A 3,000-nucleotide genomic window follows, 5' to 3' on the forward strand; every position below is an offset into this window, starting at 1 on the left:
TTTATGGAGCGCAAGAAGATGATGATTGGACTTCTCCAGAGGTTTGGAAAAAGGCCAACCCCTCATTGGGGCACACTATCGATATAGAGAAAGTAGAAGTAGCTTGTGAAAGCGCAAGACAAACACCTCAAGAGGAGAACGTCTTTAGGCAGCTAAGACTTAACCAGTGGGTTAAACAGTCTGTTAGGTGGATGCCAATGGAAAGGTGGGACCAGTGCGACTTTGCAGTAGATTTAAAGGAACTGGAAGGGCGAGTTTGTTATGGGGGACTAGACTTATCTTCTTCAACAGATATTACAGCTTTTGTTTTAGTTTTTCCTCCAATCGATGAAGAAGATAAATATTGGGTACTGCCCTATTTTTGGATACCTGAAGAAACAATGGAACTCAGAGTTAGACGAGACCGGGTTCCTTATGATCTTTGGCACCGTCAAGGTTTTATGCAAACAACTGAAGGTAATGTAGTTCACTACGGTTTCATTGAAAAGTTTATAGAAGATTTAGGCACACAATTTAATATTCGTGAGATTGCATTTGACCGTTGGGGAGCTGTTCAAATGGTTCAAAACCTTGAAGGTATGGGTTTTACAGTCGTTCCATTTGGCCAAGGCTTTAAAGATATGAGCCCTCCAACTAAAGAGTTGATGAAACTAGTATTAGAAAGGAAAATAGCACACGACTCTCACCCTGTCTTGAGGTGGATGTTTGATAACATTTTCATTCGAACAGACCCAGCAGGAAACATTAAACCAGACAAAGCTAAATCTACTGAAAAGATTGATGGAGCAGTTGCCACCATCATGGCTCTTGATAGAGCAATACGTTGTGGTAATGCCACAAATCAATCTGTCTATGACGAAAGAGGACTTTTATTCATTTAAAAGTATTGGAGAATATTGATGAAAGCCATTACAAATTTACTAGCACGCATTCGTGGCAAACCAAAAAATAGAGCAGCATTTTCCAATTATAACTTTTTGTTTGGAGGCACCACTTCAGGCAAAGCTGTTAATGAACGATCTGCAATGCAAATGACGGCTGTGTATGCGTGTGTTCGAATTTTAAGTGAAGCTGTAGCAGGTTTGCCTTTACATCTTTATGAGCAAAAAGAGTGTGGCAGTAAACAAAAAGCTATAGATCATCCACTTTACTTTTTACTACACGATGAGCCTAACAGTGAGATGACCAGCTTTGTATTTCGTGAAACGATGATGACCCATCTTTTACTTTGGGGAAATGCGTATGCACAAATTATAAGAAACGGCAAAGGAGAGATTGCTTCTTTGTATCCTCTAATGCCAAATCAAATGCAAGTTGACCGGGATAAAAACGGTCAACTTTTTTATACATATACGACCAACAGAGAAAACTCTCACACCTATAAAAGTTCAACTGTGGTTTTAGATTCTTCTAGTGTTTTACACATACCCGGCCTTGGCTTTGATGGTCTTGTTGGATACTCCCCTATTGCCATGGCTAAAAATGCAATTGGTATGGCAATAGCGTGTGAAGAATTTGGTGCTAAGTTTTTTGCTAACGGTGCAGCTCCCAGTGGAGTGCTAGAACACCCCGGAACCATTAAAGATGCCTCTCGAGTTAGAGAAGCTTGGCAAGGACAATTTGGGGGTTCTTCAAATGCACAAAAAGTAGCGGTCTTAGAAGAAGGAATGAAATATAGTCCGATTTCAATATCTCCTGAACAAGCTCAGTTTTTAGAAACTCGAAAGTTCCAAATTAACGAGATTGCAAGAATATTTAGAATTCCGCCACACATGATTGGGGATTTAGAAAAATCAAGTTTTTCAAATATAGAGCAGCAATCTTTGGAGTTTGTGAAATACACATTGGACCCTTGGGTTATTAGGTGGGAACAATCTTTAAGTCGAGCTTTATTTTCTGAAAAAGAAAAGAAAAACCTATTTTTCAAATTCAATGTTGAAGGACTTCTAAGGGGAGATTATCAAAGTCGAATGAACGGCTATGCGACCGCACGTCAAAATGGCTGGATGAGCGCTAACGATATTCGTCAATTAGAAGATTTGGATCGCATTGGTAAAGAAGATGGTGGAGATCTGTATCTAGTCAACGGCAACATGCTCCCACTCAATTTAGCGGGGTCATTTGCTTTCAAAAATAATTCTAATCAACAGGAGGAAGAAGCTGATGAAGAACAAGAAGTTCTGGCGATGGAAAAACCAGAACGTAGATGAAAAGCAAACCAGAGTGCTAGAGCTGTACGGGACAATTGCTGAAGAAAGCTGGTTTGATGATGACATAACCCCTAAGATGTTTCGCCAAGAACTTTTTAAGGGCTCAGGCGATTTGGAAATTTGGATAAATTCTCCAGGAGGAGATTGCATTGCAGCAAGTCAGATTTATGCAATGCTTATGGATTATCCAGATCATATCACAGTTAAAATTGACGGTATTGCTGCAAGTGCGGCCTCAGTTATTGCTATGGCAGGGACTACAGTAATGATGGCTCCAACTGCTTTGATGATGATTCATAACCCTATGACTGTCGCCTATGGAGATCATGATGATATGCAAAAAGCAATCAGCATGTTAGACGAAGTTAAAGAAAGCATCATCAATGCCTATGAAATCAAAACAGGTTTAAATCGCTCAGAGATAAGTAAACTTATGGATAGTGAGACTTGGATGAATGCAAATAAAGCTATTGAAATGGGTTTTGTTGATAAGGTACTTGAAGATGAAAAAAAGAGTCTGATTAACAACTCATACTCTTACTCCCCTCGCAAAGTACAATCGATACTTTTAAATAAAATATCGTCAAAGATAGAAACTGAAAACAAACAACTTCTTGCAGATGGAACTCCCATCGAACAATTAGAAAAAAGATTAAATCTTATAAAACCATACTAGGAGAAACAACATGACAAAGATTAATGAATTAAGACAGCAAAGGGCCAAGGCTTGGGAAAAAGCTAAAACCTTTTTAGATTCACACAGAAATGAAAAGGGAATTCTTAGTGCCAA

General features: G+C 39.0%; 3 protein-coding genes. All 3 read left to right on the forward strand.

What is annotated here, in order from left to right; translation table 11 throughout:
• Nucleotides 1-881, forward strand: an 881-nt coding sequence (locus M0R38_13335) for a terminase large subunit (protein MCK9482719.1), incomplete at its 5' end; no start/stop codon positions are given.
• Nucleotides 882-899: 18 nt separating this feature from the next.
• Nucleotides 900-2,210, forward strand: a complete 1,311-nt coding sequence (locus tag M0R38_13340; protein ID MCK9482720.1) for a phage portal protein — start codon at nt 900-902, stop codon at nt 2,208-2,210.
• Nucleotides 2,164-2,886 (forward strand): Clp protease ClpP, encoded by a 723-nt coding sequence (locus M0R38_13345; GenBank protein MCK9482721.1) that lies wholly within the window; start codon nt 2,164-2,166, stop codon nt 2,884-2,886. The genes M0R38_13340 and M0R38_13345 overlap by 47 nt, the downstream gene beginning before the upstream one ends.
• The last annotated feature ends 114 nt before the right edge of the window (nt 2,887-3,000 follow it).

This window comes from Bacteroidia bacterium (assembly GCA_023228875.1).
GTDB lineage: Bacteria > Bacteroidota > Bacteroidia > NS11-12g > UBA955 > JALOAG01.

Bases quoted from the DNA above. Each gene is read 5' to 3' on its own strand.
- M0R38_13340 (MCK9482720.1), top strand. From the start codon at position 900: ATGAAAGCCATTACAAATTTACTAGCACGCATTCGTGGCAAACCAAAA.
- M0R38_13345 (MCK9482721.1), top strand. From the start codon at position 2,164: ATGAAGAACAAGAAGTTCTGGCGATGGAAAAACCAGAACGTAGATGAA.